Consider the following 24,293-nt stretch of genomic DNA (forward strand, 5'->3'; position numbering starts at 1 on the left):
AGGTCAACGTTAGTCAAGACAGCTATTCCTCCAGTTAAAGACGCCTTCTGGCCTGGCATACAAATAATTCAGACGAGAGCTGTTTATGGTACAGGTCAGAAACCATCACCCCGTTCAGGAGCAGGGGACGGTAAAAATAGAATGCTGGGTCGACGATCTCCTGAGAGACAAAATCTTCGCTGAAGCAGGTGCCAGGGATATCCTGATCGCCGCCTGTGAACTGGCGCGCGATGCAGAAGAAAAATCAGGCAGTGAACGCTGGACACCGACTGTCAGCAGCTTCAGAACCGGCCTCGAAATGGCTGAAATTCTCACTGAACTCCACCTTCATGATATCGCCAGTTTGGTTGCTGCCATTTTATACCGGGTTGTAAGAGAAGGGCGCATTCCCGTCGCAACGGTCAGAAACCGCTTCGGTGACCCAATCGCTGCTCTCATTGAAAGCGTTCTGAAAATGGCGGTTATCAGCACCATGCGTGCTGACAGCGAAGGTCTCGTGTTTGGTCACACGGCGACTCAGCAAGCATCGAAAATCCGTGAAATGCTGGTTTCTATTATCGATGACGTACGTGTGGCCTTGATCAAACTTGCAGAGCGCACCTGTGCTATCCGGGCACTGAAAACAGCTACCGATGAAAAACGTCAGCGCGTTGCCCGTGAGATTTTTGACGTTTATGCACCCTTAGCGCACAGACTCGGTATTGGCCAACTCAAATGGGAGCTGGAAGATCTGGCGTTTCGCTATCTGGAGCCAGAGGAGTATAAACAGATCGCACGATTGCTCGATGAACGTCGTATGGATCGTCAACACTATATCAACCAAATGATCGATACGCTCCATTCGGAGCTGGAAAAAGCAGACGTAAAGGCACAAATCGCTGGCCGTGCAAAACATATATACAGCATCTGGAAAAAGATGCAGCGCAAGGATGTTGGCTTTTCGCAAATTTATGACATTCGTGCAGTGCGAGTCCTGGTGCCCGCGGTAGCGGACTGTTACACCGTACTGGGTATCGTGCATGGACATTGGCGCAATATTCCCAATGAGTTCGATGATTATATTGCCTTCCCCAAGGAAAATGGCTATCGATCCCTGCACACAGCCGTAATTGGTCCGGGGGGCAAGGTGCTGGAAATTCAGATTCGGACCCATGAAATGGATGATGAAGCTGAATTGGGCGTCTGTTCTCACTGGCGCTATAAAGGTACCGATACCAGGACCACCAACCGCCGCTACGAAGAAAAAATCGCCTGGCTGAGGCAGGTTCTGGAATGGCACGAGGAAATCGAGGAAGACCATGTCAAAGAGCTGATTAATCGGGATAGTACAACCGATCGGATATACGTGTTTACACCCGAAGGACATGTGGTCGATTTGCCGGCCGAATCCTCTCCACTGGATTTTGCCTATCGCATTCACACCTCGATTGGCCATCGCTGCCGGGGCGCCAAAGTAAACGGCAGGATTGTCCCATTGAATGCGTCATTGCGAACCGCCGATCAGGTAACCATTCTTACGGGTAGGCAGGAATCACCCAGTCGTGACTGGTTGTCGCCAGCATTGGGCTATATTCACTCAGCCCAGGCTCGATCCAAGATACAGCAATGGTTCAGAAAACAGGACCATGAAAAAAATGCGCAGGCCGGCAAATCCATGCTGGATCGGGAGCTTCGTCAATTAAATATCAAGCAAGTCAATCTCGAATCGATTGCGGAAAAGTTCAATAAGCACGGAGAGACTGGGCTCTACGCCGCTATCGGAGCGGGAGACACCAGTGTCACTCAGGTTGTGAATGCCATTCTGGCCATGCTTGACTTGAATAAAAAGCCCGAAAAACCTATTTTCATCACCCCACCAAAAGCCAGTCGCTATCAGGAATCCGATATTTATATTTATGGTGTGGGTAACTTGCTGACTCACATTGCCGGTTGCTGCAAGCCTGTACCTGGCGACGAAATCGTCGGTTATATCACCAACAGCCGGGGTGTTTCAGTGCATCGCAAGGATTGCGGAAAAATTCTTCGCCTGCAAAATGTTGAACCGGAAAGAGTCATTGAGGTCAGTTGGGGCGGTGAACCGAAAAAGGTTTATCCCGTTAAAATTGCAGTTGAATCCTACGACAGGAGTGGCTTGTTACGTGATATCAGTGCGGTTCTGGATAAAGCAGGGCTCAATATTCTGGCCATGTCTTCACGAAGCGATCAGGGCAGAAAGGGCGTTTCCGTCAGGATGGAAGTGACCCTGGAAGTCATGAATATTAATGAGTTGAGTAATGTCATGACAAAATTGAGACAAATTCCGAATGTCACTGGCTTGCAACGTATTGATGAGGGCTAACCTATGGAAGATACCACTTATACCATCGACAATTTGTGTTATCTGATGGAGCGACTTCGCAGACCGGGAACCGGCTGCCCCTGGGATCTGAAACAGACTTTTAAAACTCTAGCCCCCTATACACTGGAGGAAGCCTACGAGGTCATTGATGCCATAGAACATGGGGATTACGGCCAGCTCAAAGAGGAGTCAGGTGATTTACTGTTCCAGGTCATTTTCTACTCCCAGTTGGGGAAAGAACGAAATCTGTTCGATTTTGAGGAGGTCGTTTCACTATTGGTAAAAAAGCTCATTTCCCGCCATCCCCATGTTTTCCCTGAAGGGACGCTGACCAGTGAGCGTCAACCGGGAGGAGCAGAGCCCAAAGAGCAATCCATCAAAGATAACTGGGAGTCCATCAAGCAAGGCGAGAGAAGAGACAAGGGCCAGGCATCGATCCTTGACGATATTCCCCTGGGTTTACCTGCCTTGACCCGCGCGACAAAATTGCAAAAGAGAGCTGCCAGCCACGGTTTTGATTGGCCAGATATACAGGGCGTTCTGGATAAAGTCCATGAAGAGACCCATGAGCTCAATAAGGCAATCACAGGGGGAGAAGCGGACGCCATTGAAGAAGAGCTTGGCGATGTGTTGTTTACAGTAGTCAACCTCTGTCGTCACCTGAAAGTTGACGCTGAAAGCGCTCTTCGGAGGTCATCGGCGAAATTTGAGCAGCGGATCAATCACATCGAGCAAAGCTTGCATCATCGGGGTAAAACGATGGTCGATATGTCCATGGAGCAACTCGACGATTTATGGACAGAAGCCAAGTTTTCAGTTGTGTCCAAACACCCGTAACAGCGCCGTCTAGCTTGTGGTTATGGTCGTTTCTGTGTAATGTTTGCGCCCTCAATTGCGAGTTTGGGTAATTGACTAATCACTCTAAAAACTCAACCCCAGATAATCGGAGATCACGAATGCGAATTATTTTATTGGGCCCACCGGGTGCCGGTAAGGGTACACAGGCCAAATACATAACTGAAAAATTTGGGATCCCCCAAATATCCACGGGCGACATGTTGCGGGCAGCAGTAAAAGCGGGCTCGGAGCTTGGTCTCAAAGCTAAAGATATTATGGCTTCTGGCGGGCTGGTTTCCGATGACCTGATCATCGCATTGGTAAAAGAACGCATTCAAGAGCCCGATTGTGTCAACGGATTTCTTTTTGACGGATTTCCTAGAACAATCCCACAGGCTGAGGCTTTGTTAAACGAAGGTGTGGCCATCGATAAAGTCATTGAAATCCATGTTGAAGACGAAGAAATTGTTTCGCGCCTGAGTGGACGGCGTGTTCATGAAGGATCTGGCCGTGTTTATCATGTGGCACATAACCCGCCGCAAAAAGAGGGGCTGGACGATATTACCGGTGAACCACTTGTACAGCGTGAAGATGATAAGGAAGACACTGTTCGCAACCGTCTTTCTGTCTATCACGAGCAGACTCAGCCTCTGGTTGGTTTCTATAAGGATCTGGCCAGAACTCAACCTGAGAAAGCGCCTTCCTACGCTTGTGTCAACGGCGTTGGGAAGCTCCCGGAAGTTGAAGCACGCCTTGAAGAAGCGCTAGCCTGAGGCCGGCATCTGATGCAGAATGGGCTCAGGAAGAGCCCATTTTTTTTGCCGGTTAAAAGTCTGGAGTCCGATGAGTAAAACATCTGTCATTCTGGTTAATCTGGGCACACCGGATGAACCGACACCTGCCTCAATAGCCCGTTTCCTCAGGGCATTTCTATCTGATCCTCGAGTGGTTGAGGCTCCCAGACTGATCTGGTGGTTTCTACTCAGGCTGCTGATCATCCCCTTGCGCGCCAAAAGAGTTGCCCATGCTTATCGCGAAATATGGTGGGAGGACGGCTCCCCTTTGCGGGTCATCAGCGGTCGCCAGGTTGCCGACTTACAGGCGGTATTAACAGACCGTTACGATGAGGAAGCGCCTGTCGTTGCGGAAGCCATGACCTATGGAAAACCAGCGCTGGATGAAACCATCCAGCGTCTCGAAGAAAAAGGTATCGAGAAATTTTTAATCCTCCCCATGTATCCCCAATACTCGGGATCAACTTCAGGAGCGATCTACGACCAGGTGGCCCATATCATCCGGCGAAGCCGCAATGTTCCAGACATGACGGTCATAAAGTCCTTTCACGATGATATTGGCTATATTCAGTCAATCGCCGAAACGATTAAAGCCTATTGGGCTGAGCATGGACGCAATGAAAAACTTTTGATGTCTTTTCATGGAATCCCTCAGGATTACGTCGATAAAGGTGATCCCTACGGCGAACATTGTCGGGTAACCGCTCATGCCATTGCCAGTGCTCTTGGGCTTGCATCTTCTGAATGGTCGATGAGCTATCAGTCAAGGTTTGGCCCAAAAAAATGGCTTCAGCCCTATACCGATGACAAACTTAAGCAATGGATCGAGGAGGGTATCAGGTCGGTGGACGTTGTTAGTCCCGCATTTACTGCAGATTGTCTCGAAACCCTTGAAGAACTGAATATAAGTTACCGTGAACTATTTTTTGAACAGGGGGGAGAGAAGTATCATTACATCCCCTGCGTCAATAATACGCCGTTATTTATCAATGCACTCGCCGAAATGACCGCAAAAAACCTGTTATTGAACCACTAAATTTTACAATTAATACCCCATTTTAAAATTAAAATAATAATTTCTCTGTTTTAAAGTGGAAATATTCTATTTTTTGAATAAACTTTAACCATCTTCTGTGTTCCCAGTAAAAAACGTATCTCTTCCAATATCAAGGAGAAACACAATGGCCAAAGCTCCCCAAAAGCGTACAGCCAAAACATCTGATAAAAAAACTGTACCTGTATCTGCTAGAAAAACTACATCTTCAGTAGTCAATAAAACAGCTGTCGCCCTGGAGCGGACCGAGAGGGAAATCAATGTACAGAAGAAAAAAGTTGCTGACGCAAAACAAAAGCTAACCGCTGCGAAAAACCGGGTCACTGGAAAGACAACTAAAGCCTCTGAGGCGTCACTTAAAAAGCGTGCTCAGGATGTCAAAACAAATATCAGCAAACTTAACAGTCTCATATCAAAAAATACGCTGGTAAAAGCCGAACTCAGGGCAGCAAAAATTCTGTCTCAAGTCTCAGAAGCAGAAGAGAAAGCCCGAGCCCGTATTATCGCAACAGAACAAAAACTCGAGCAGAAAACTGCTAACGATCTAGACAGGGCAGTGGCTCGCTATAAAAAGTCCTGGCTCAAAAAACGCGCCAGCACCATTGCCAGACAGGTCAAGAGAGTCGAGAGGAATGCTTTGACTCGAGTCAAAGCCATTGAAAAACGACTGCACAAGCAGGCTACAGCTGTCATCAAGAATGCTGAACAAAAAATCAATTCCCGCAAGCAGGCTGTCACGAAAACAGTTTCCACACGCGGCCCCGGCCGCCCACCGAAGAACTCGGCAGCCACCAAGGCACCGTCAGTAAAATCAACCGCTCGCACGGCCAAAACCAGCCCAACAAAATCCAGGAGAAGCCCCGGTCGCCCCTCGGCAACAGCAACAGCAGCAAAGAAACCATCCAGGGCTAAGGCTACAACTAAGCAGCCGGTGGCCAATACCGCAAACAAAGCGAAGAAGCCAGCTAGAAAGCCCGCCGCAAAAAAAACCACCGTTGGCCAATCCAGACGATCCAGCACCTCGGGACCAACGAAAAAAACGACGACACGGGCAACACATACAGCGAAGAAGAGTACAGCTGTACCCACCAGCTCGCCGCCAGCCAGTAATAAACCGGATACATCGCCGGAGTAGCAGCTCATTCGTGACGGTGTGAACCGCCCCCAATCTAACTCCGTTCTTCAAAGCAAACAGGTTACAATTCCCCCCGATTCAGGGGGGAATTGTTCGTTGTGAAAAAAGTCTTGGCCATTGATACGACGACTCAGGCATGTTCTGTAGCACTGTCGATAGGGAATAGTGTGAGCAGTCGTTTCCAGCTTGCCAGCCGTGAGCACACCCGTCTGTTATTACCAATGGTAAATGAGTTGCTGTCAGAGGCAGAAATAACGTTAAGCGAACTCGATGCACTCGCATTTACCCGGGGGCCCGGCTCATTTACGGGCATTCGGATTGGCTTCAGTGTCGTACAGGGCCTGGCCCTTGGTGGTGACATTCCTGTATTGCCCGTGTCCAGTCTGGAAACCCTGGCTCATACAGCCTGTAGGAAATTAATTATAGAGGATAGTTATCGGCTTTTACCGATGTTTGATGCCCGAATGGATGAAGTTTACTGGTCGGTCTTTGAATGGAATGGTGTCGGCTTAACCCGTCTGACCCCCGACAACCTTTCTCCCCCTGAAACAATAATACTCCCCCACAGCGATTTGCCTCTTGCGGTGATTGGTGATGGCTGGCACTACGCCGATCGGATCGATTTATTTTCCACCATTGAGGCTTCGACGCTACTGCCCGATGCTCGTGATGTGCTGACTATTGCCATGCCGCAAATTGAGAAAGGTGCTCTAATGGCTATAGATGAAGTGCAGCCGCTCTATCTCAGAGATAAAGTTTCCTGGCAAAAACGAAAACGACTACGTGCAAATAACCCTATAAGCGGAACAGGAACCTAGAGAAGTGGATAATTTACAGGTTTTTTTTCTGGCTATTATTCAGGGGCTGACCGAATTTTTGCCCATTTCAAGCTCTGCGCATCTTATTTTGCCCTCAGCCATACTGGGCTGGACAGACCAGGGGTTGGCATTTGATGTCGCCGTTCATGTCGGCTCCCTGACCGCTGTACTCTGGTACTTTCGCCATGATGTCCAGCAAGTGGCAATGCACTGGTGCCAGAGTTTGATTGGCGGCAAAGCCACGCCTGAGAGCCGATTGGGCTGGCTGCTTATTCTCGCAACTATTCCCGCTGGCCTGGCAGGTCTGCTGCTGGGTGATTTTATTGAAAGCCAACTGCGCTCAATTGCAGTGATTGCTGCAACAACCATCCTGTTCGGTTTGCTGCTGGGTATGTCTGATTTCTGGGGACGCCGCGTAAAAACGCTTGATCAAATCACCTGGCATTCAGCACTTTTTATCGGGATGGCACAGGCGCTGGCCCTTATTCCCGGGACATCGAGATCAGGAATTACCATGACAGCTGCGCTGGCTCTGGGTTTTACACGAGAGTCGGCCGCCCGCTTTTCTTTCCTGATGGCAATTCCCGTCATTATTCTCAGTGGTGGTTATAAGTGTGCTCAACTGATGCAGCTACCACAGGTGCCATGGAGTGATATTGTTCTGGGTGCAGTACTCTCTTGCATCGCAGCCTACTTCTGTATTCGTGTATTTCTTATCTGGATCACCCGGATTGGGATGATGCCTTTTGTCATCTACCGACTGTTATTGGGTGCCTTGCTGATCGCCATCCTTGTTAATAGCTAACTACTACCAGGGACATCGTTTATGAAAAATATTGCTTTCATTGGTCTCGGTGTCATGGGGTTCCCGATGGCGGGCCATTTAAGCAAGGCTGGTTTTTCAGTTTGTGTGTATAACCGCACACGACAAAAGGCAGCTCAATGGCTTGAACAGTACACCGGTTTTTCAGCACCGACCCCAGCAGCAGCAGTCAAAAAAGCCGATATTGTCTTCACCTGCGTCGGTGGTGACGAATCTTTGCAAGAGGTTCTACTGGGGGCTTCGGGTGGCTTTAGCGGGGCTTCTCGCGGGACACTCTTTGTCGATCACACCACCGTATCGGCCAAAGTCAGTCGAGAGCTCGCCAAAGAGGCCAGCAGACACAAAATGGCTTATCTGGATGCCCCGGTATCCGGTGGACAGCAGGGGGCTGAGCGAGGCTCCCTAACAGTGATGATCGGTGGGGAGAAAGCAGATTTCCAGCGAGTAACGCCTATTATTAAGCACTATGCCAGCAAGGTGTCTCTGATGGGCCCAGCCGGGTCTGGACAGCTTTGTAAAATGGCGAACCAGATTTGCGTGGCGGGTATTATTGAATCACTTGCTGAAGGGCTGTTTTTTGCTCGTCAAGCAGGTCTTGACCCCAGCCAAGTTATTGAGGTTATCTCCAAGGGGGCGGCACAATCCTGGCAAATGGAAAATCGCTATCAAACCATGCTAGCTGGTGAGTACAATCACGGTTTTGCAGTGGACTGGATGTGTAAGGATCTGGCTATAGTGCTGGAAGAGGCCCGGCTTAATGGTAGCGACCTTCCCGTCACAAAACTGATCAGTGAATTTTATCGGGAAGTCCAGTTGATGGGTGGCGGGCAATGGGACACATCCAGCCTGTTAGCAAGGCTTGAAAAAACAGAAAATGAGGTTGGCAGTTAGTCAATAATGAACAAGCAATATTACAACCAGCAGCTGCTGAATTTCATCTATCAGTCCCCAACACCGTTTCATGCCGTTAAAAACATGCGTGAAATACTGGAAATTGGTGGATTTACCCGGCTCCCAGAAGAAACAGACTGGGACATACAACCCGGCGGTCGCTATTACACCGTTCGCAATGGCTCATCCCTTATCGCCTTTATCGCAGGGCACCAATCTGCTCTTGAATCAGGAATACGCCTGGTGGGGGCCCATACGGACAGTCCCTGCCTTAAAGTAAAACCAAAACCGGAACTGAACCGTCAGGGCTATTTTCAATTGGGTGTCGAAGTTTATGGTGGGGCGCTTCTCAATCCCTGGTTTGACCGTGATCTCAGCATCGCCGGGCGTCTGGTGTTCGATAATGGTGAGGGCTCGTTAGACCAGGTACTGATCGACCTGAAAAGACCTGTGGCAGTCATCCCGAGCCTCGCCATACATCTGGATCGGGATGCAAACAATGAGCGCAAGGTGAACCCTCAAACAGATATTCCACCTCTGTTGTTCAGGGATCCGGATAAATCAGTGACAGACTTCTTCGAGTTCCTAGCAAAAGAACTCTCCTCATCCGGTGAGTTACCGGAAAAAGCCAGAATTCTCGATCATGAACTGTACCTTTATGATTGTCAGAAGCCGGTCCTGACCGGTATGCATAATGAGTTTATCTCCGGCGCCAGACTGGATAACTTGTTGAGTTGTTTTACCGGTGTTCAGGCGCTTCTGGAAGCTGGCGATCAAGCTACCTGTATGCTGATTTGTAACGACCATGAAGAAGTCGGCAGCATCTCAGCCTGCGGCGCAAACGGCCCGATGCTGCAATCAGTGTTGCAGCGTCTGTACCCGAATCCGGGGTTGCTTACCCGCGTTATGCGTCAGTCACTACTGGTCTCTGCAGATAATGCCCACGGCATTCACCCAAACTTTGCGGATCGCCATGATAGTAATCATGGACCACGCCTAAACGAAGGGCCGGTCATCAAGATGAATGCCAACCAGCGTTATGCCACCAATAGCATCAGCGCCGCTATGTTTCGTCACCTCTGTGAAAAGGAGGGCGTTGCAGTGCAGACGTTTGTTAACCGGACTGATTTAAGCTGCGGGAGCACCATTGGACCAATCACTGCTGCAATGATTGGTGTTCAAACACTGGATGTCGGTGTGCCTACATTTGCGATGCACTCTATCCGCGAGATGGCTGGTGCAGATGATGCGTTCAATTTATACCGGGTGCTACGGGGGTTCTATAACCATCAATCAACACTGGTGATTCAGGAGACCTGAATACAGGCTTTATTCAACCCCTGAAACCCGTATGATGTGGACCACAATCGAGACCGGACCAAAGAATCTAATCATGAGTCAGCATCCAGCTTCAACTGTTGAAAAAAATACTGTTTTAACGGGTATTACAACCACAGGAACACCGCATCTGGGCAACTACGTGGGCGCGATCCGTCCAGCCATTGAGGCCAGCCAGAAACCTGACATCAATGCTTACTATTTTCTCGCGGATTATCATGCACTGATTAAATGCCAGGATCCCGCCATGGTCCACCAGTCGAGCAGAGAAATTGCTGCCACATGGTTGGCTCTGGGTCTCAATACTGACAATGTTGTATTTTATCGACAGTCAGACGTTCCCGAAATTACTCAGCTAATGTGGTTCCTGAGCTGTGTTGCCGCCAAGGGACTAATGAACCGGGCCCATGCCTACAAGGATTCTGTTCAAAAAAATCAGGATGCTGGGGAGGACCAGGATTATGGTATTACCATGGGCCTTTTTTCCTATCCGGTACTCATGGCTGCCGATATCCTGATGTTCAACGCCACCAGGGTGCCGGTGGGCCGGGACCAAATTCAGCATATTGAGATGGCTCGGGATATCGCACAACGTTTTAACCATGTGTACGGCGAGCACTTCACCTTGCCGGAAGCCGTGATCGATGACCATGTTGCTGTATTACAAGGGCTGGATGGTCGCAAAATGAGTAAAAGCTACGGCAATACCATTCCCCTGTTTCTGCCTGAAAAACAGCTCAGGAAACACATCAACAAAATCAAGACCAACCTTTTGGAACCCGGCGAGCCCAAAGACCCAGACACCTCCACTGTATTTCAAATCTGGCGGGCATTTGCCAGCAGCGAGCAAACCGCCGCAATGCGTCGTGAATTTGAAAATGGTATCGCCTGGGGGGAAGCCAAAAAGCAACTGTTTGAGTTGATTGAAGCCGAGCTGCGAGAGCCACGGCAACGCTATTATGAACTACTCGAAAACCCATCTCACATAGAGAACATGCTCAATGAAGGAGCAGAGAAAGCAAGAGCGGTAAGTGTCCCATTTATGGCCACACTTAACCGTGCCGTCGGCCTACATTCTCTGTCCTGAAAGGTATTAGTGCTCACCCTCGCTCACAGTGTGCAGCATCTTTCAAAACCTCAACCAACGCACTGGTTAGGAATGACAAATCGGTTTTGCTGATAATGTAAGGGGGCATGACATACACGAGCTTCCCGAAAGGTCGAACCCAAACACCCTTATCGACAAATTGTTTCTGAATGATCGGCAGATTAACCGGGTTCTTCATCTCAATGACACCGATACCCCCAAGCACTCGCACGTCTTCCACATGGCTATAATCCTTGGCAGGTGTCAGCTCTGCAATCAATTGTTGCTCGATATTCATAACACGGGTTGACCAATCTGAGGAAAGCAGTAATTCAATACTCGCATTGGCCACGGCACAGGCCAGGGGGTTACCCATAAATGTTGGACCGTGCATAAATACGCCCGCTTCACCAAGACAAATACCGTTGCTGACTTTCTCCGTACACAAAGTAGCAGCGAGCGTCATGTAGCCACCCGTCAGCGCTTTCCCCAGACACATGATATCCGGCGAGATCCCAGCCCACTCAGTGGCAAAAAGCTTTCCTGTGCGACCGAAACCCGTGGCTATTTCATCGATAATTAACAACACATCATACTGATCACACAATTCACGAACACGCTTCAGAAATATCGGCGAATAAAAACGCATGCCCCCCGCACCCTGAACCACTGGCTCCAGTATTACGGCAGCGATTTCATCGGCATGAGCACTGATAGTTTGCTTGAAACTGAGGATGTAATCCTCACTCCAGGCATCATCAAAGCCGCACTGAGGGGATTCTGAAAAAAACTGGGGTGTCAGAACGTCACGAAACAGATGGTGCATACCTGTAACTGGATCACATACGGACATGGCGCCGAAGGTATCACCGTGATAACCACGTTTAAGGCTCAGGAAACGCGATTTTTCTTTTTCTCCCCGTGACTGCCAATATTGGAGAGCCATTTTCATGCCTACCTCTATACTGACAGACCCCGAGTCCGATAAAAAAACCTTTTCCAGTCCGGCCGGAGTGATCTCGGCTAATGTCTGCGCGAGCTTCGCTGCTGGCTCGTGGGTAATACCACCAAACATTACGTGGGACATTTTACTGATCTGGGCGGTTATAGCTGCATTGAGGGCAGGGTGGTTGTAGCCATGGATTGTGCTCCACCAGGATGACATGCCGTCAATTAGTACTTGTCCATCGGACAGGTATAGTCTGACACCCTCGGCGCTGGCCACAGGATAAACCGGCGAAGGATCCACAAAAGACGAATAGGGATGCCAAATGTGATTTTTATCTATGGCCAATATTTGAGACGCATTCAAGTGTTTCATGTAGATGCAATTCACAGGTAGGAAAACGTATATTGTATGATAAGGATCTTCATGGTATCAAAGCACCATAGCAACGCCATCACTCAAACGGGTAGCAATGATGAACCTAAAGCATCCACTGATAATCGCACTGATGACAGGATTATTGGGCGTATCTTCAGCAGTCGCTGCAGAATCAGGGCAATCGCCAATGTTCTGGGCAAAGAGCAATGAGTCGAACCCGGACACTGTTAATCATCGGCAATGGGATGAGCTGCTCCGTACACATGTCGTCAACACAGGGCAGGGGGTGAATCGTTTCCGGTATGGCTCAGTGGATAAAAACGAACAAAAACGCCTGTCGGGCTATATTGCCTATCTGGCAAAAATTGACCCACGAAACTACAGTCGGGACGAGCAAAAGGCCTACTGGCTAAATCTCTATAATGCATTAACCGTCAAACTTATTTCTGAAAACTACCCTATAAAAAGCATCAGGGATATCGGTAAAAAAATGGACGGACACAGCTTATTGAGTAAACCGCTCATTCAGGTGGCCAACAACCCGATAAGTCTCAATGACATAGAAAATCACATTCTTCGACCGATATGGAAAGATCATACAATTCATTTTGGCTTAAACTGCGCCAATATGACCTGCCCGGGTTTGTTACCTCAAGCTTTCACCGGAGAAAATGTTACAACGCTGTTAAAACAGTCAGGACGTGATTTTATCAACAACCAAAATGGTGTAACCCTTAAAAATGGCAAACTGATTGCTGCAGGTATTTTCAGTCAATACCGCTCTGACTTTGCCAAAGACGACAAAATGATGCTTAAGGTATTTGCCCACTATGCAGATGATCGACTGGCTCTCTACTTATTGGGCTTTCAAGGTAAAATCGACTACTTTCACGATTACAGCTTGAACGGCCTCTAAAAACCTATAAAAGTTAATTATTTAAAATCATATAGTTATAGAACTATTTTAATTAACTCTCTGTTCCTCCGTGAGCAGTTGACCATTCAACAGGGGCATGAAGAAACGACTCAATTTCTGCAATAGCCTTAGTGTCCATAAAGCTTTCACTTTTGCAGACCTCCAGCACATCCCACCAAGAAGTTAAATGGTGCAGATTGATACCAATTTCACTCAGGTTTTTACGTGTATCCGGAAATATGTCATAAAAGAAGATAACGAATGTATCGCTAACAGTAGCACCAGCATCGCGCAAAGCCTGGCAAAATTTGATCTTGCTGCCACCGTCCGTGGTCAGATCTTCAACCAATAGAACTCTCGAACCTTCCTTTAAATCACCTTCAATCTGCGCATCGCGGCCAAAACCCTTAGGTTTTTTACGAACATACTGCATAGGTAGAGACAAACGCTCTGCAAGCCAGGCTGCAAAAGGAATTCCAGCGGTCTCACCGCCAGCAATGCCATCAATAGATTCAAAGCCTATATTGCGGAGAATCGTCGAGGCACCGAAATCCATCAATGTCGATCTAACTCGGGGAAATGAAATAATTTTTCTGCAATCAATATATACAGGGCTAATTTTTCCTGACGTTAACTGAAAGGGATCATCTGGCCGAAAATTGATTGCACCAATTTCAATCAGCATCTTTGCAGATAATTGAGCAATCAATTTGGGGTCAGGAAAGCTATTGAACGACATCATTTCACCTGTATAACGAATCGCGAGAAGAGAAGGGAAAAATACGGTTAGTGGTTAGACTTGCCAAAAAACAAGCTGCGGAAATTTTGCCAGAACATCAGCAGAGATTCCATTTAATCAGACGTATTCCGGGCAGGTTATTCCCCAACAACCAAAAGAAAAGGGACCAAGCATCTGTCCAATTATTATATTTAACATAATATACATTATGCGCACATATAAAATGACCATAAAACCCGCTAAGCCAGGCTTAAAGCGCCAGTGTCGCCTTATGCAGTGAAATCAGCCCTGACAGATTGTCAGTCTCGACAATCGAAATATCCTTAACCCCAAACAATGGCATGACCAGGTGTTTGGGTTCCCACCAATGCCGCCAGGACAGCTCGTTGAAGTACAACCGGCCGCCGCGGATCTCCCAGTTCTTCCAGCCCAGATGATCCAGGTGGCCACATTGCGAGAGGATCAGTCTGACAGCCCAGCGCGGTGCTCTCTCAGCCTGCCAGCGGTACCAGGTGCGCGGGCTGATGTCACAAAGGGTAATTGCGTCGGCCACCGACATGCGTGCCATATAGCGGGCTTCGCGGATGTCTGAGGTGAGATTGAGACGATTACTCGGGACGTAGGACACGACGAGCCAACGAATCAACAGCCTCAAAGCGCTCAGCAATCAGCGCAAATGTTGAGGATAAATTAAGGGGTTCGTTCAGCATGGCCCGGACAGACTCAAGCTGGGACCATTCATCGAGAATGGCATGAAGAACGTCCAGCTCAGACAATACCTGCTCAACCTCGTCAGAGGAACGACCAAGGCCGGTTTTGCCCTGGGCAATCAATTCAAGACTCATAAATCAGCACTCTGCTAAGCCACCAAATGAAGTTGATGGCGTGTTATGGGCATCCGGTACCAAGAAGGCGGCTTGACGGATTTGACCTCAATAACCTGAGTAGATCGAACGGTGGGAGGCACGCGCGTCACATCATAAGGAATGGAGATATCGATACCGATCCGAAGCAAACGGGATCGGTGTATGTAGTACTGACTATTCCGAACTATCGGCTGACCATGCAGCCACTTGAAAGCAACGGCCTGGGTAGAATTTGCAGATTGGGTACTATTCACAATATTGCGAGAGAGCAATTGCTCAGAAATCATTTCATAAGTTGTGTGTGTCATATCATCGAGCCTCTTAAATATGTTTTCGATGTCAGTTAGATGAGGCAAAAAATCGGCTTCGTTGAGCCTGCCATATAGGCGTAAATTGTGGCGTTCAAGCCAGGGTTGTTTAAATGAATGCTCTTCTCTAATAAGTCCTACTTCCTTACAAAATTCAATGAGTTGATTGTAATATCGTTTATCCTCCTCGGTGGCTTTTCGGGTATTTACAGCGCGCTTGTCGAGCATATCAGCAGCTTTGTTGTAGAGCTTTTTATAAAGCCACTTTGAGTTTTGATACCAATCGACTGTTTTACCATTAGGGTAAAGATAAGCCGTTTTCCCTCTACCAAGGGACTGACTGGAGATGCCGCGAAGAAAGGCATTTTCCGTTCCGGGTGGCACAGAATGATTGCGAGTCCAGTCGATATGATCGATAAAAGCACCGTCCGTTACCAGTTGGACCTTGCCGCCCTCCTCGCCCTGGCGGTATTTAACTTCGGTGCATTTAGTGAATGGGGGAAGGTCAAAAGAAGCGAGAACCTGATTGTAGACGTTTATGCAATCATCAATGGTCTGGAGGCCAAAGAGATTATCAATACGATGGAATCGGCTGGGATTACCAGTAACTTTGACCCTGGACCCATCACAGCGAACGGTCAGCTTTGTGGAATGTGAACCTTCAACTAACTTGAAATTGGGTGATTCACTAATTGGTTCACCAGTAGAAAGCTCAACACGGATCACCATCTGTTCACCCACCAAAGGCAAAAGCCTTTGGTGATCTTGGTGGACGTTAAGCTTATCAATGAACCACGTCAAAACGGTTTAAATCCTTCCCATAAATTCCGGATGTCCGGAGTTAGTTTGTATGTAATAAGGACACAAACTGCCCTCTTCCAAAAACCTGTCAATCCCTTTGTGACATAACTTTAATCTACCCTATAGGGTATTATCAACTCCACAAGGTAAATATTGGAATTAAAATATGCTCACAGAAGAACTTGAGATGATAGATATGTCCTTTGGAGAGAATTTAAGAAGGCTTAGAAGGGATAAAGGGTTAACTCAGGCAGAACTGGGAAAACTCGCAGATATGAAGATCACCCATATGTCAAAGCTAGAGAACGATACCGGTGATCCAAAGCTATCGACACTCTACAAGCTAATGGGTGCCCTGGAGTGCTCAGCGGACACTTTGCTGATGGATGCAAACAAGGTTGGAGTGGATGGAGTTCTTCAAGCATCGTTTGATCGAGCGCAACAGCTACCCAAGCGCAAAAAAGCCATTGTCATTGAGCTGATTGACAGTTTTTGTATTGCCGATGGGATGAGCGAAATTTTTAACACCAAAGGCTGGACCTATCGAGACGGGGCAACGAAGCCAATTATGGACGGTCTAGAAGCTGAAGATTGAGGTAGAAACAGAACCCGAATATCCAGCTTAGCCCACATGTCAAAAAGTCCCATCATGGGAGTGACACAGGGCATTAGAGTGCCCCGTATGGAGCAAATCAACAAGAGCATAAAATCACCCTGATTTGCATGGAAAGTCCGACCCATCGGACTAAGTGGCGGTGTTACTAGGACCGCCACACCAGGTGAAGACCCAGAGAGGTTAAACGGCGTAAAACCGGAAGTAGCAGAGCACGGCCAACCATTGCACGTTAAGCGGCCTTAGATGGGCCGTGAGCCGCTTACGCGGCGGTAATCAGTACAGAAGAGCCCGAAGGACAACACAAGGGATTTGAACATTAGATCGCCGCAGGGAAGGTAAACGCGCTTATCTGCTCGCTCGCATTGCTTCGCTCGACAGATCGCGCTTGGGTTGGTGGGTGCGGTGTGGCGGAGGGCAAGCCTGCTCGCCACTCACCGCATCCCCAGCAAACCATCTAACTTATTGATATTGTTATACATTATGCGCACATATAAAATGACCATAAAACCCGCTAAGCCAGGCTTAAAGCGCCAGTGTCGCCTTATGCAGTGAAATCAGCCCTGACAGATTGTCAGTCTCGACAATCGAAATATCCTTAACCCCAAACAATGGCATGACCAGGTGTTTGGGTTCCCACCAATGCCGCCAGGACAGCTCGTTGAAGTACAACCGGCCGCCGCGGATCTCCCAGTTCTTCCAGCCCAGATGATCCAGGTGGCCACATTGCGAGAGGATCAGTCTGACAGCCCAGCGCGGTGCTCTCTCAGCCTGCCAGCGGTACCAGGTGCGCGGGCTGATGTCACAAAGGGTAATTGCGTCAGCCACCGACATGCGCGCCATATAGCGGGCTTCGCGGATATCTGAGGTGATGTTGAAACGATTACTCGGGACGTAGGACACGGCGAGCCAACGAATCAACCTCCTCAAAGCGCTCAGCAATCAGTGCAAACGTTGAAGATAAATTAAGGGGTTCGTGCAGCATGGCACGGACAGACTCAAGCTGAGACCATTCATCAATAATGGCATGAAGCGCATCCAGTTCGGACAATACCTGTTCAACCTCGTCAGAAGCACGACCAAGGCCGGTTTTGTCCTGGGCAACCAATGAAAGACTCATGACACGGCCCTCAGTGGCATTTTAGATGCTGATGGATGCACCAGACCACGATCGAAGGCCCAAGCAGGAATCTGAGCCGGTACCGCTTCGAGAATGCGAACCAGAGGCACCACATTAGAGCGGTCCATGGAATCTTGGCGTAAATCGATATTAATCCCATATTCCATCAGCTCTTTACGGTGTCGGTAATAGGTGTTTTTGGCCATGTTTGAGCGCAAATCGTGGCCATCCTTCCAAAGGACATAGGTGGAGCGCAGCCGCTGAGGCAGGTTCATCAACTCTTCGGTGCTAAGTGCAATTTGGTCATTCATATTGAGCCTCTTTAAATAGTCAAAGTACGTAGTCATCGCAGTACGAGGCAGCCAGCTATAGGCCTTAGATAAGTTAAGTTCGTCGAGTTCTTTAGATTTAAGTCGTAGTTCAATGCGCAATTTATTGTCGACCCATGGGATCAACGGCGTGTCTAGCAATGAATCCGGTAAACGGTGTTTAGGGACTTGCACCTCCTCAGCTTTGCAATAAGCCACCAGCTCCCAACGTTTGGAGCCTTTTCCATAATAAAGCGAACCACCCTTCGACGATGGCCGCCCGTGCCTGGTCTTGGATTTGTACTCGGCAGCTCGGAGCCAGGCGAGCACATCAGACCGTGAATCGAGCTCAAAGGAATTGTTGATATCTAGGCGAGTCAAACGGTAGTCCCCTGCCCTTACCTGGTTGAAATCGGTCAGTGCGGGGATCAGTTCCAAATATCGGCAAACAGAATCGTAGGTATCAACCATGAGCGCCACCAGGTCATCGGAACCAAAGATGTTATGACCCTGAAGGAATTTTGACGGATTACCGCTGAAAAATAGATGAGTTGCATTGCCGTTGCCGTCTGAACCATGGCTTTTAACAGTGACATTCTTCTCGAAAGAGCCTTCGACGACCATGCGACAAGGTGCAGACCACTCCACCTCACCGCCAGGCGTAATCTTGCAAACATGCCCCGCATTTAGCGGGGGATGAACGCATGGCAAGAATGCCGAAACCCAGTCAATCACAGAATCCGTCTACCCCTCGATTTGTACCCAAAATGGGACAAAAGGAACGTATTACTAACCCGTTCCTTTCCTCCCGCCAAAACCTGTCAAGCCCTCCACAGGGCAACTTTAATATCCCCTATAAGGTAATATCAAGCCTACGGTTAAAATTTATGGGGTTGATCTATGCCTGAAGAGCAACTTGAGATGATAGATATGTCCTTTGGAGAGAATTTAAGAAGGCTTAGAAGGGATAAAGGGTTAACCCAGGCCGAGCTGGCAAAACTAGCAGACCTGAAGATCACCCATATGTCTAAATTGGAGAACGACACGGGTGATCCAAAGTTATCGACGCTGTACAAGCTGATGGGTGCCCTAGAGTGCTCAGCAGACACCTTACTGATGGATGCCAACAAGGTTGGGGTGGATGGCGTACTTCAAGCATCGTTTGACCGGGCACAGCAGTTACCGAGGCGCAAGAAAGCCATTGTCATTGAACTGATTGATAGCTTCTGTATCGCTGACGGCATGGGCGAGATATTCAACACCAAAGGCTGGACGTACAGAGATGGGCCAACAAAACCGATAGGCGAAGGAATGGATGAAAAAGAACAAGGATAAAGACCCGAAAGTACAACAGGTTATCGAAGAGTTTGGGCTACCGAAGAATACAAAATTTTTGGGGTTCGTATGCCACCTGCCAGCATCAGACGAGTTCTTGCATGAAGTTAAGCGAGTCGATGACATAGAAGGCAGATTGTGGGGCGCGATACCACGACTTGCTCACAAGTATCAAACACATCGTGAAGCGAAAAAAGAAGTTGATCTGTACGGAGATGGTGCAGTTGTAGCTTTGCTCTTCGACGTTGGCCCACAATACATAGTTATTATCGATGAAGACTATGCGGGATAACCCGACAAGCTTACCCCCCCCTCGCCCGGCCTAACCTCATCCCTGCAATAAAACACTGACCAACCGAAAGAGATCAGATACCTGCTCAAGTAAGTTTAACGGCGTAAAACCGGCAGCAGCTGAGCATGGCCGACCAGTGCACGCTAAGGGGTTCTTAACCAAGTCGGAGCCGCTTCGCGGTGGTAATCAGCGAAAAGGGCCGGGAGTTGCTCCCATCATGGGCGTAATACGGGGCACCAGAATATCCCGGCAAAGGCTAACAGCGCTTATCTGCTCGCTCGCATTGCTTCGCTCGACAGATCGCGCTTGGGTTGGTGGGTGCGGTGTGGCGGAGGGCAAGCCCTGCTCGCCACTCACCGCATCCCCACCAAAACGCATAACCTATTGATATTGTTATACATTATGCGCATATATGAATCGGACAGAAAACCCGCTAAGCCAGGCTTATAGGGCCAAAGCAGCCTTGTGCAGTGAAATCAGCCCTGCCACATTGGCAGTCTGTGCCGGTTCGGCAATCGAAACATCCTTAACCCCGAACAGTGGCATGACTAGGTGTTGCGGTTGCCACAATATTATAATAAAACACCGGGGGAACTGGCAGCAGATTAGTACTTATCGGCACAGACAGCGTTAAATCCCTAACTATTGAGGATAAAGGAAGATCAGATGTTCATATACAAGGTAGTAACTGCAAAAAAAGGGTTTGTCGAGCTGGAAAAGGAAGTGTCATCCCTATTGAACAAGGGCTGGAAGCCCGTAGGCGGCGTGGCGTTCAATAACGGTTACCCATACCAGGCAATGGTAGGAAAGACAGCAAAAGACAGCCAAAAAACTGAAGAACCAAAATCAGAAACAACCTCCCTTCCCCGTGGCGCAATCGATGCCATGAAAAAGATAGACTCACTCACATAGAACACCGGGAAAAGAGATGAAGCCGTTTACAGCGGCCCCGACGGGGCTAGCGCCCCGGCCTTTCACCTGCGTGTGAGAGTACTGAAGCGGCAAGAGAAAAGCGGTTGAACAGGAAAGTAGTTCCTTTTGTCCCGTTTTGGGTAAAAAGGGGTGTTTCTTACTTACAGGCAGCATTCATCATTAACTTGTCGTGGGTTTTGCGGGTTTTGGCATACTCCGCACGCCAAAACGTGCAAGTTCGCTGTTTCTGGGCGTTGATGGCCTGTTGTTGCCTGCGATCAGCTTCTGACTGTAATCGGGCTTGGTTGAGCTCTTGTTGACGTGCAGCGCGTTCGCCTTTGGCAATGAGAGCGCGATATTCCATTTCTTTTTGCATGGCGATGGTTTCAGCTTCGAGTTGTCGGTCAAGAGCTCTGAGATCGTATTCAAACCAGAGCTTGAAGGTAGTGCCAACAACGAGCGATGAAAGTGTAAGTGCAAAAAAGATAGTTACACCGAGTTTTCCATAGCTGAGCATTTATCACCCTCCTTTGGTAAGGGTTGAATGATAGATGATGTTTTTGACTTTAGAAACGGCTATGGCTGGAACGGCTAACGTTTGGATCTATGAGCCGGTCTGTTGTTGTCTGTCGCACTGGTAGTTGGCAGGCATGGAGGAGACCCATCTAGCCGAAACTCTAGTGTCATATTCAAACCAGAGCTTAAAGGTAGTTCCAACCACCAAGGATGAGAGTGTACTGCGAAAAAGATGGTTACCCCGAGTTTTCCACAACTGAGCCTTGATCACTTTCCTTATTCCTCTGTATAAAAGTGATTCTATTGGAAAAAACAATAATGGAAAGCTGATTCAAGTAGCTAAGAACCCCCGCTTTTTCTAACTAGCTGGCATCACGCATGGTCACAAATTCTTCAGCCGCTGTGGGATGGATACCTATCGTGGCATCAAAATCTGCTTTGGTAGCACCCATTTTTACAGCAATCGCGATTCCCTGGATGATTTCACCGGCACCCTCACCCACCATGTGACAACCAACTACCCTGTCGTTGTCATTGACAACTATCAGCTTCATAAAGACTTTCCCGTCTCCGCCTCCCAGTGTCTCTTTCATCGCTCTGAATCTACTACGATAAATGCGTATGTTATCGCCGTATTGCCCTCTGGCCTGCTCTTCCGTCAATCCGACAGATGCCGTATTGGGTTGACTGAATACGGCTGTGGGGATATTTGTATAATCAATCGTCGTGGGGACACCGGTGACAAGAGTTTTAGTCAGTGCCATACCCTCGTTAATGGCGACGGGCGTTAATTCAACTCGACCAATGACATCACCAATGGCATAGATTGATGGTTCTGCCGTTTGGAAATAATCATCTACAATGATCGCACCATTGGAGCGGGTTTCAATGCTTGTATTCTCAAGGCCAAGTCCGTCAATGTTTGGGCGGCGGCCTGTCGCATACATCACAAGGCCTGCTTCAATGCTGTCACCTTTATTGAGGACTGCTCTGAAAAGACCGTTATCCAATTTTTCAATATTCTCGATATCAGTCGAGAAATGAAGCGTAACACCTTGTTTTTCAACCTCCTCCTTTAGCACTTCACGCACATCCTGATCGAAACCACGAAGAAACAGGTCACCCCGGTACAACAAGTGAGTATCAACACCGAGCCCATTGAATATCCCGGCAAATTCAATGGCGATATAGCCGCCACCCACGATCACTATGCGGTCCGGGAGGCTATCCAGATAAAAAGCTTCGTTGGATGTAATGGCGTATTCTTTACCGGGAAAGTCCGGCACAAAGGGTGTACCCCCCGTGGCAATCAATATTTTTTTGCACCGGTATACCTGGTCATTTACTTCAACACTGTCTGGTCCGAGGATTTTGGCCCAACCCTCAACCAGCTCCACACCGGCCTTATCAAGTAAATTACCGTAAATATCATTGAGCCGCTGGATTTCACGATTTTTATTATCCCGAAGGGTGGGCCAATCGAAATTTGACTCACCCACATGCCAACCGAAGCCCTTGGCAGTACGAAACTCCTCGCGGAACGACGATGCATATACAAAAAGTTTTTTGGGAACACAGCCGACATTGACACAGGTCCCACCAAGATACTGGGATTCGGCTACCACGACTCGCAGCCCCTGCTGAGCGCACATACGTGCTGTTCGCACTCCGCCAGATCCAGCACCAATCACAAACAGGTCAACATCATGGTCAGCCATGATTTCTCCTCAATTTCAGGTTTATTGCTTAAACCAAGACAATTTTTCGTGAAGTTTGACCACATCCCCCACAATGATCAAGGTGGGGGCCTTGGCATTGGCTTCACGAACTTTATCTGGCAAAGTTTTTAAGTCGCCAATAAAGACCCGTTGATTGGCAGTTGTGCCCTTCTCTATCAGAGCTGCCGGTGTCCCGGCAGCCTTTCCGCGTCGAATCAGCTCTCGGCAAATACTTTCCAGTCCACTGAGCCCCATATAAAACACCAGGGTCTGGTTGGGTGAAACAAGATCCTGCCAGTTCAAATCCAGTGAATTGTCTTTCAGGTGGCCTGTTATGAAGCGCACCGACTGTGCATAATCCCGGTGGGTCAGGGGTATGCCCGCATAGCTGGCACAACCTGAGGCGGCTGTTATACCCGGTACAACCTGAAAAGGAATTCCATATTCCGCCAGGTGTGAAATTTCTTCGCCACCACGGCCAAAAATAAAAGGGTCACCTCCCTTCAGGCGCAAAACGCGTTTGCCCTGCAGGGCATATTCAGCAAGCTTTTCATTGATATTATCCTGCGTAACCGGATGGTCTCCAGCGGTTTTTCCCACGTAGACCAACTCTGCATCACGGCGTACCAGCGCCAACACTTCCTTTGAAACCAACCGGTCATAAAGGACGATATCTGCCTTCTGCATCAAGCGCAGTGCTCGAAATGTCAGAAGATCCGGATCGCCCGGCCCGCCTCCAACCAGATACACCTCTCCGAGTTTTTTCGAAGCGGGATTAGCTAATTTCTGCTGAATGCGACTCTCGGCTTCATCCAGTTTTTCTGCGTAAACCAATTCAGCAATGTCACCTTCAAAAACATCTTCCCAGAAAGCTTTACGAGAAAGACCATCAGCTATTTTACGCTTAACCAGATCACGATATTTTCCCGCCAATGCAGCAAGCTTGCCATAACCAGACGGGATTGATGATTCCAGCCGGGTACGAAGCATTCTCGCTAACACTGGTGCAGTACCGGCACTGCTGATGGCAATTTGTACTGGTGACCGGTCAACAATAGAGGGAAAAATGACGCTACACAGTTCAGGGCTGTCTACCACGTTGACAGGAATGTTCTTGGTCTGGGCGAGCTCTGAGACACGCCTGTTAACCGCTGTGTCATTCGTGGCTGCAACCACCAGGACCGCTCCATTGAGGTCAGCATCCTCAAACTCACGGTTTACAAGTGTCAGGCCAGATTCACGGGCCAGTTTTTGAATGGATGAATTAATCTCTGGTGCAATCACCTCAATAGCAGCACCAACAGCAATTAGCTGACGGAGCTTTCGCAGGGCTATTTCGCCGCCACCAACCATGACACAGCGCCTATCGCGGAGATTATGAAATAACGGTAACAGGTCCATGGTTAAACT

At 48.6% G+C, this 24,293-nt stretch carries 26 protein-coding genes; 15 read left to right on the forward strand and 11 right to left on the reverse strand.

The window, feature by feature from the left end; genetic code table 11:
* The first annotated feature begins 85 nt into the window (after nucleotides 1-85).
* The 10 genes from relA to AACZ64_RS03435 all read left to right on the forward strand — a co-directional run bounded on the left by relA (nucleotide 86) and on the right by AACZ64_RS03435 (nucleotide 11,115).
* Nucleotides 86-2,338: a GTP diphosphokinase gene (gene relA / locus AACZ64_RS03390; RefSeq protein WP_293614831.1), complete on the forward strand. Its 2,253-nt coding sequence runs from the start codon at nucleotides 86-88 to the stop codon at nucleotides 2,336-2,338.
* 3 nt (nucleotides 2,339-2,341) lie between these two features.
* A complete protein-coding gene (gene mazG, locus AACZ64_RS03395) occupies nucleotides 2,342-3,175 on the forward strand; it encodes a nucleoside triphosphate pyrophosphohydrolase (RefSeq protein WP_339639689.1) in 834 nt (277 codons plus the stop codon).
* Nucleotides 3,176-3,294: 119 nt separating this feature from the next.
* On the forward strand, nucleotides 3,295-3,948 hold the full coding sequence (adk, locus tag AACZ64_RS03400) for an adenylate kinase (RefSeq protein ID WP_293614833.1): 654 nt from the start codon (nucleotides 3,295-3,297) through the stop codon (nucleotides 3,946-3,948).
* Between the two features lie 70 nt (nucleotides 3,949-4,018).
* Complete coding sequence (gene hemH / locus AACZ64_RS03405) at nucleotides 4,019-5,005, forward strand: ferrochelatase (RefSeq protein WP_293614834.1); 987 nt, start codon at nucleotides 4,019-4,021, stop codon at nucleotides 5,003-5,005.
* 145 nt (nucleotides 5,006-5,150) lie between these two features.
* Entirely contained in the window at nucleotides 5,151-6,158 is a 1,008-nt protein-coding gene (locus tag AACZ64_RS03410; protein WP_293614835.1) for a hypothetical protein, read from the forward strand.
* Nucleotides 6,159-6,256: 98 nt separating this feature from the next.
* Entirely contained in the window at nucleotides 6,257-6,976 is a 720-nt protein-coding gene (gene tsaB / locus AACZ64_RS03415; RefSeq protein WP_293614836.1) for a tRNA (adenosine(37)-N6)-threonylcarbamoyltransferase complex dimerization subunit type 1 TsaB, read from the forward strand.
* A gap of 4 nt (nucleotides 6,977-6,980) precedes the next feature.
* Complete coding sequence (locus AACZ64_RS03420) at nucleotides 6,981-7,781, forward strand: undecaprenyl-diphosphate phosphatase (protein WP_293614837.1); 801 nt, start codon at nucleotides 6,981-6,983, stop codon at nucleotides 7,779-7,781.
* A gap of 21 nt (nucleotides 7,782-7,802) precedes the next feature.
* A complete protein-coding gene (locus tag AACZ64_RS03425) occupies nucleotides 7,803-8,690 on the forward strand; it encodes an NAD(P)-dependent oxidoreductase (RefSeq protein ID WP_293614838.1) in 888 nt (295 codons plus the stop codon).
* 6 nt (nucleotides 8,691-8,696) lie between these two features.
* Complete coding sequence (locus AACZ64_RS03430) at nucleotides 8,697-10,010, forward strand: M18 family aminopeptidase (RefSeq protein WP_293614839.1); 1,314 nt, start codon at nucleotides 8,697-8,699, stop codon at nucleotides 10,008-10,010.
* A 73-nt stretch (nucleotides 10,011-10,083) separates the two neighbouring features.
* On the forward strand, nucleotides 10,084-11,115 hold the full coding sequence (locus AACZ64_RS03435; protein ID WP_293614840.1) for a tryptophan--tRNA ligase: 1,032 nt from the start codon (nucleotides 10,084-10,086) through the stop codon (nucleotides 11,113-11,115).
* Between the two features lie 13 nt (nucleotides 11,116-11,128).
* Here the strand turns inward: AACZ64_RS03435 and bioA are convergent, their stop codons facing one another.
* Nucleotides 11,129-12,436 carry an adenosylmethionine--8-amino-7-oxononanoate transaminase gene (gene bioA, locus AACZ64_RS03440; RefSeq protein WP_339639691.1) on the reverse strand — a complete coding sequence of 436 codons (1,308 nt, stop codon included), beginning with the start codon at nucleotides 12,434-12,436 and terminating at the stop codon, nucleotides 11,129-11,131.
* A 97-nt stretch (nucleotides 12,437-12,533) separates the two neighbouring features.
* On the opposite strand from bioA, the gene AACZ64_RS03445 reads away from it, so the two are divergent.
* Complete coding sequence (locus tag AACZ64_RS03445; protein ID WP_339639692.1) at nucleotides 12,534-13,355, forward strand: DUF547 domain-containing protein; 822 nt, start codon at nucleotides 12,534-12,536, stop codon at nucleotides 13,353-13,355.
* Between the two features lie 52 nt (nucleotides 13,356-13,407).
* Here the strand turns inward: AACZ64_RS03445 and AACZ64_RS03450 are convergent, their stop codons facing one another.
* The 4 genes from AACZ64_RS03450 to AACZ64_RS03465 form a co-directional block, all read right to left on the reverse strand.
* On the reverse strand, nucleotides 13,408-14,097 hold the full coding sequence (locus tag AACZ64_RS03450) for an orotate phosphoribosyltransferase (protein WP_293614843.1): 690 nt from the start codon (nucleotides 14,095-14,097) through the stop codon (nucleotides 13,408-13,410).
* 247 nt (nucleotides 14,098-14,344) lie between these two features.
* A complete protein-coding gene (locus AACZ64_RS03455; protein WP_339639693.1) occupies nucleotides 14,345-14,722 on the reverse strand; it encodes a hypothetical protein in 378 nt (125 codons plus the stop codon).
* Nucleotides 14,703-14,939 (reverse strand): hypothetical protein, encoded by a 237-nt coding sequence (locus AACZ64_RS03460; RefSeq protein WP_339639694.1) that lies wholly within the window; start codon nucleotides 14,937-14,939, stop codon nucleotides 14,703-14,705. The genes AACZ64_RS03455 and AACZ64_RS03460 overlap by 20 nt, the downstream gene beginning before the upstream one ends.
* A gap of 14 nt (nucleotides 14,940-14,953) precedes the next feature.
* Entirely contained in the window at nucleotides 14,954-16,069 is a 1,116-nt protein-coding gene (locus AACZ64_RS03465) for a phage/plasmid replication protein (RefSeq protein ID WP_339639695.1), read from the reverse strand.
* Between the two features lie 166 nt (nucleotides 16,070-16,235).
* Between AACZ64_RS03465 and AACZ64_RS03470 the strand changes: the two genes are divergently transcribed.
* Nucleotides 16,236-16,664 (forward strand): helix-turn-helix transcriptional regulator, encoded by a 429-nt coding sequence (locus AACZ64_RS03470; RefSeq protein WP_339639696.1) that lies wholly within the window; start codon nucleotides 16,236-16,238, stop codon nucleotides 16,662-16,664.
* 543 nt (nucleotides 16,665-17,207) lie between these two features.
* On the opposite strand, the gene AACZ64_RS03475 is transcribed toward AACZ64_RS03470, so the two are convergent.
* From AACZ64_RS03475 to AACZ64_RS03485, 3 genes are read right to left on the reverse strand one after another with little or no spacing between them, the layout of a single operon-like run.
* Nucleotides 17,208-17,585, reverse strand: a complete 378-nt coding sequence (locus tag AACZ64_RS03475; RefSeq protein ID WP_293614370.1) for a hypothetical protein — start codon at nucleotides 17,583-17,585, stop codon at nucleotides 17,208-17,210.
* On the reverse strand, nucleotides 17,566-17,802 hold the full coding sequence (locus AACZ64_RS03480; RefSeq protein WP_293614369.1) for a hypothetical protein: 237 nt from the start codon (nucleotides 17,800-17,802) through the stop codon (nucleotides 17,566-17,568). Before AACZ64_RS03480 ends, AACZ64_RS03475 begins: the two co-directional genes overlap by 20 nt.
* Complete coding sequence (locus tag AACZ64_RS03485; protein WP_293614368.1) at nucleotides 17,799-18,845, reverse strand: phage/plasmid replication protein, II/X family; 1,047 nt, start codon at nucleotides 18,843-18,845, stop codon at nucleotides 17,799-17,801. Before AACZ64_RS03485 ends, AACZ64_RS03480 begins: the two co-directional genes overlap by 4 nt.
* A gap of 165 nt (nucleotides 18,846-19,010) precedes the next feature.
* On the opposite strand from AACZ64_RS03485, the gene AACZ64_RS03490 reads away from it, so the two are divergent.
* From AACZ64_RS03490 to AACZ64_RS03500, 3 genes are all read left to right on the forward strand, one after another.
* Nucleotides 19,011-19,445: a helix-turn-helix transcriptional regulator gene (locus AACZ64_RS03490; RefSeq protein ID WP_293614367.1), complete on the forward strand. Its 435-nt coding sequence runs from the start codon at nucleotides 19,011-19,013 to the stop codon at nucleotides 19,443-19,445.
* Nucleotides 19,426-19,737, forward strand: coding sequence for a hypothetical protein (locus tag AACZ64_RS03495; RefSeq protein ID WP_293614366.1), 312 nt, complete (start codon nucleotides 19,426-19,428; stop codon nucleotides 19,735-19,737). The genes AACZ64_RS03490 and AACZ64_RS03495 overlap by 20 nt, the downstream gene beginning before the upstream one ends.
* Before the next feature lie 666 nt (nucleotides 19,738-20,403).
* Nucleotides 20,404-20,649: a DUF1737 domain-containing protein gene (locus tag AACZ64_RS03500; RefSeq protein ID WP_293614365.1), complete on the forward strand. Its 246-nt coding sequence runs from the start codon at nucleotides 20,404-20,406 to the stop codon at nucleotides 20,647-20,649.
* Between the two features lie 157 nt (nucleotides 20,650-20,806).
* Here AACZ64_RS03500 and AACZ64_RS03505 read toward each other — a convergent pair whose 3' ends face one another.
* From AACZ64_RS03505 to cysG, 3 genes are all read right to left on the reverse strand, one after another.
* A complete protein-coding gene (locus tag AACZ64_RS03505) occupies nucleotides 20,807-21,166 on the reverse strand; it encodes a hypothetical protein (protein ID WP_293614364.1) in 360 nt (119 codons plus the stop codon).
* A gap of 361 nt (nucleotides 21,167-21,527) precedes the next feature.
* Complete coding sequence (gene gorA, locus AACZ64_RS03510; protein WP_339639697.1) at nucleotides 21,528-22,883, reverse strand: glutathione-disulfide reductase; 1,356 nt, start codon at nucleotides 22,881-22,883, stop codon at nucleotides 21,528-21,530.
* Between the two features lie 21 nt (nucleotides 22,884-22,904).
* The gene (gene cysG, locus AACZ64_RS03515) at nucleotides 22,905-24,284 is read right to left on the reverse strand and encodes a siroheme synthase CysG (protein WP_293614362.1); all 1,380 of its coding nucleotides are present in this window, start codon (nucleotides 24,282-24,284) and stop codon (nucleotides 22,905-22,907) included.
* Between the last annotated feature and the right edge of the window lie 9 nt (nucleotides 24,285-24,293).

This window comes from uncultured Porticoccus sp., from assembly GCF_963975625.1.
Classification (GTDB): domain Bacteria; phylum Pseudomonadota; class Gammaproteobacteria; order Pseudomonadales; family Porticoccaceae; genus Porticoccus.

Excerpts from the sequence above, each read along its gene's own strand:
- AACZ64_RS03425 (WP_293614838.1), top strand. The coding sequence starts at position 7,803 with ATGAAAAATATTGCTTTCATTGGTCTCGGTGTCATGGGGTTCCCGATG.
- AACZ64_RS03410 (WP_293614835.1), top strand. The coding sequence starts at position 5,151 with ATGGCCAAAGCTCCCCAAAAGCGTACAGCCAAAACATCTGATAAAAAA.
- bioA (WP_339639691.1), bottom strand. The coding sequence starts at position 12,436 with ATGAAACACTTGAATGCGTCTCAAATATTGGCCATAGATAAAAATCAC.
- AACZ64_RS03505 (WP_293614364.1), bottom strand. The coding sequence starts at position 21,166 with ATGCTCAGCTATGGAAAACTCGGTGTAACTATCTTTTTTGCACTTACA.
- AACZ64_RS03490 (WP_293614367.1), top strand. The coding sequence starts at position 19,011 with ATGCCTGAAGAGCAACTTGAGATGATAGATATGTCCTTTGGAGAGAAT.
- AACZ64_RS03480 (WP_293614369.1), bottom strand. The coding sequence starts at position 17,802 with ATGAGTCTTTCATTGGTTGCCCAGGACAAAACCGGCCTTGGTCGTGCT.
- AACZ64_RS03430 (WP_293614839.1), top strand. The coding sequence starts at position 8,697 with ATGAACAAGCAATATTACAACCAGCAGCTGCTGAATTTCATCTATCAG.
- AACZ64_RS03495 (WP_293614366.1), top strand. The coding sequence starts at position 19,426 with ATGAAAAAGAACAAGGATAAAGACCCGAAAGTACAACAGGTTATCGAA.
- adk (WP_293614833.1), top strand. The coding sequence starts at position 3,295 with ATGCGAATTATTTTATTGGGCCCACCGGGTGCCGGTAAGGGTACACAG.
- mazG (WP_339639689.1), top strand. The coding sequence starts at position 2,342 with ATGGAAGATACCACTTATACCATCGACAATTTGTGTTATCTGATGGAG.
- hemH (WP_293614834.1), top strand. The coding sequence starts at position 4,019 with ATGAGTAAAACATCTGTCATTCTGGTTAATCTGGGCACACCGGATGAA.
- AACZ64_RS03470 (WP_339639696.1), top strand. The coding sequence starts at position 16,236 with ATGCTCACAGAAGAACTTGAGATGATAGATATGTCCTTTGGAGAGAAT.
- AACZ64_RS03450 (WP_293614843.1), bottom strand. The coding sequence starts at position 14,097 with ATGATGTCGTTCAATAGCTTTCCTGACCCCAAATTGATTGCTCAATTA.
- relA (WP_293614831.1), top strand. The coding sequence starts at position 86 with ATGGTACAGGTCAGAAACCATCACCCCGTTCAGGAGCAGGGGACGGTA.
- AACZ64_RS03500 (WP_293614365.1), top strand. The coding sequence starts at position 20,404 with ATGTTCATATACAAGGTAGTAACTGCAAAAAAAGGGTTTGTCGAGCTG.
- AACZ64_RS03445 (WP_339639692.1), top strand. The coding sequence starts at position 12,534 with ATGATGAACCTAAAGCATCCACTGATAATCGCACTGATGACAGGATTA.
- cysG (WP_293614362.1), bottom strand. The coding sequence starts at position 24,284 with ATGGACCTGTTACCGTTATTTCATAATCTCCGCGATAGGCGCTGTGTC.
- AACZ64_RS03435 (WP_293614840.1), top strand. The coding sequence starts at position 10,084 with ATGAGTCAGCATCCAGCTTCAACTGTTGAAAAAAATACTGTTTTAACG.
- gorA (WP_339639697.1), bottom strand. The coding sequence starts at position 22,883 with ATGGCTGACCATGATGTTGACCTGTTTGTGATTGGTGCTGGATCTGGC.
- AACZ64_RS03460 (WP_339639694.1), bottom strand. The coding sequence starts at position 14,939 with ATGAGTCTTGAATTGATTGCCCAGGGCAAAACCGGCCTTGGTCGTTCC.